At 65.4% G+C, this 2,959-nt stretch carries 5 protein-coding genes; all 5 read left to right on the top strand.

The window, feature by feature from the left end; translation table 11 throughout:
- The first annotated feature begins 208 nt into the window (after positions 1-208).
- Entirely contained in the window at positions 209-706 is a 498-nt protein-coding gene (coaD, locus tag AC1D00_RS34435; RefSeq protein ID WP_135175303.1) for a pantetheine-phosphate adenylyltransferase, read from the top strand.
- Between the two features lie 37 nt (positions 707-743).
- Positions 744-1,319, top strand: coding sequence for a peptidylprolyl isomerase (locus AC1D00_RS34430; RefSeq protein WP_404556531.1), 576 nt, complete (start codon positions 744-746; stop codon positions 1,317-1,319).
- 12 nt (positions 1,320-1,331) lie between these two features.
- Positions 1,332-1,742: a hypothetical protein gene (locus tag AC1D00_RS34425; RefSeq protein ID WP_477013746.1), complete on the top strand. Its 411-nt coding sequence runs from the start codon at positions 1,332-1,334 to the stop codon at positions 1,740-1,742.
- On the top strand, positions 1,739-2,203 hold the full coding sequence (locus tag AC1D00_RS34420) for a peptidylprolyl isomerase (protein ID WP_135175306.1): 465 nt from the start codon (positions 1,739-1,741) through the stop codon (positions 2,201-2,203). Before AC1D00_RS34425 ends, AC1D00_RS34420 begins: the two co-directional genes overlap by 4 nt.
- A gap of 120 nt (positions 2,204-2,323) precedes the next feature.
- Positions 2,324-2,959, top strand: a 636-nt coding sequence (locus AC1D00_RS34415; protein ID WP_477013745.1) for an S-adenosylmethionine:tRNA ribosyltransferase-isomerase, incomplete at its 3' end; no start/stop codon positions are given.

Below are 2,959 nucleotides of genomic sequence, written 5' to 3'. Positions count from 1 at the left end.
TTAGTAACCATGGCCAGTTTCCGGACGTCTTCGCGGACGCGGGAAATGGTTTCGTTCGCGCTCCGTTTTGTTTCGTGGCCGCCCCGAGGACGAAACAAAGCGGCCGTCGCCGACGCGGCAGGCGGGACATTTTTCGGGAAATGGCAGGGAAACGGACATGGAACCGGCCCGGCTTGCCGGGCCGGGCCGGGCGCGGTAGGACGGGGCCATGCCGCGCATTGCCTTCTACCCAGGTTCCTTCGACCCCATCACCAACGGCCATCTGGACGTGGTCCGGAACAGTGTCTCCCTGTGCGATCGGCTGGTGGTCGCGATCGGCGTCCATCCCGGCAAGAAGCCGCTGTTCTCAACCGAGGAGCGGCTCAAGATGCTCCATGACGTCTGCGGGCCGGTCGCGGCCCAAGTCGGCTGCACGCTCGAGGCCGTGACCTATGACGATCTCGCGGTCACCGCGGCGCGCAGGCACGGCGCGACTGTCATGATTCGGGGTCTGCGCGATGGCACCGACCTCGACTACGAGATGCAGCTCGCCGGGATGAATGGCGCTATGGCGCCCGACGTGCAAACCGTCTTTCTGCCGGCTTCTCCGGCGGTCCGCCCAATTACCGGCACACTGGTGCGCCAGATCGCCGCCATGGGCGGAGATATTTCGACCTTCGTGCCGCCGCTGGTCGCAAGTCTGCTCGAGGCCAAATTCGCCGGATAACGGCGCACCTCTTCATCTCACCTGATCCGGAGTTTTCATGATCCGTCGTCTCGCAATTCTTGCCACGATCTTTGCCGCGCTCTTCAGCGCGGTCCCGGCGGTGGCGCAGCAACTACCGGCGAACCTCGACAAGGCCAACGCGCTGGTCATCGACACCACCAAGGGCCGCATCGTCATTAAGCTCAGGACCGACCTTGCGCCCCAGCACGCCGAGCGCCTCAAGCAGCTCGCGCGCGAGGGCTATTACAACAACGTGCCGTTCCATCGCGTGATGGATGGCTTCATGGCGCAGACCGGCGACGGCCAGAATTTCAACGGCACCGGCGGCTCGAAATACCCGAACCTGAAGCAGGAATTCTCCAAGGTGCACTTCGCACGCGGCATCGTCGGCATGGCCCGGCGCGGCGACAGCGTCGACACCGCCAACTCGCAGTTCTTCATCATGTTCGCCGACGGCGGCAGCCTCGATAACCAGTACACCGTGGTCGGCGAGGTCGTGCAGGGCATGGACGTCGTCGACAAGCTGAAGAAGGCGCCGCCCGGATCAAGCAGCGGCACCGTCACCGATCCCGACAAGATGGTGAAGGTGCAGGTCGCCTCCGACATCAAATAAGAGGACGGGGCGATGGCGCGCTGCGGCAACAGGCTGCTGCTGGCTGCCGCGGTGCTGTTTCTCGGCATCTCCGGCGCGGCCGCCGAGGATGCGCCGGTCAACACCATCCAGGACATCTTCCGGCATCTGCGCACCTGCTGGAAGCCGCCGCCGCCCGCCAAGGCTCGCCCTATCGACATCACCGTCGTCGTGAGCTTTAACCGGACCGGAAACATTCTGGGCCATCCGAGGATTACCTATGAATCCGCGGAGGCCTCCGACAATGACCGGCTGCAATACCGGATCGCGGTGATGGAGGCGTTGCAACGCTGCACGCCGATGCCATTTACCGATGCAATGGCCGGCGCCGCCGCAGGGCGTCCATTCGCGATCCAGTTCCGCAACCGGAAGACTTCACCTCCAACGCAAGAGAGACCAGCATGAGTGTCACCGAAAACACATTGATCCTCGAGACCACGCAGGGCCCCGTCACCATCGAGATGCGGCCCGACCTCGCGCCCGGCCATGTCGCGCGCATCAAGGAGCTGGTCCGCGAAGGCTTTTACGACGGCATCGTGTTTCACCGCGTGATCGAGGGCTTCATGGCGCAGACCGGCTGCCCGCACGGCACCGGTACCGGCGGCTCCGGCAAGAAGCTGAAGGCCGAGTTCAACAAGGAGCCGCATGTGCGCGGCACCACCTCGATGGCGCGCGCTGCGAGCCCGGATTCCGGCGACAGCCAGTTCTTCATCTGCTTCGACGACGCCCGCTTCCTCGACAACCAGTACACCGTGTGGGGCAAGGTCACCGAGGGCATGGAGAACGTCGACAAGATCAAGCGCGGCGAGCCGGTGCAGAACCCGGACAAGATCGTCAAGGCGCGGATGGCGGCGGACACGGAGTAAGCGGCTTTGCCGGTGTCATGCCCCGCGCAGGCGGGGCATCCAGTAATCACCAGCGGTGGTTACAACAAAGATCGTGAGTACTGGATCGCCCGCCTGCGCGGGCGATGACAAGTTCTGGGTATGCGCACCGACCTCTTCGATTTCGACCTGCCCGCCGAGCGCATCGCCCTGCGCCCGGYGAGCCCGCGCGACTCCGCGAAGATGCTGGTCGTGGAGCATGGCGCGCTGCGCGACCAGATCGTTTCCGAGCTGCCGCAATGGCTGAAGCGCGGCGACCAGCTCGTTGTCAACGACACCAAGGTGATCGCGGCGCAGCTCAAGGGCCGCCGCATCGGCCGCGAGACCGAGCCGAAGATCGAGGCGACGCTGATCAAGCGGCTCGACGGCTCGCGCTGGCAGGCGCTGGTGAAGCCCGCCAAGAAGCTCATGGCCGGCGATCGCATCCGCTTCGGCAACGAGGGCAAGGTCTGCCTGCTCGGCCATCTCGACGCCGAGGTTGAGGCCAAGGGCAGCGAGGGCGAGGTGACGCTGTCGTTCTCGTTCCATGGCCCCGCGCTAGACCAGGCGATCGCCGATCTCGGCAGCCCGCCGCTGCCGCCCTACATCGCCTCCAAGCGCACGCCCGACGATCAGGACCTCGCCGACTACCAGACGATGTTCGCGGCCAACGAGGGCGCTGTCGCCGCGCCGACCGCAGGGCTGCATTTCACGCCCGCGCTGGAGCAGGCGCTGCGCGAGCGCGGCGTCGGCCTCAAC

The sequence above is a fragment of the Bradyrhizobium sp. P2_E8 genome (genome assembly GCF_056403875.1).
This window is presented reverse-complemented; position numbering and strand designations above follow the sequence as displayed.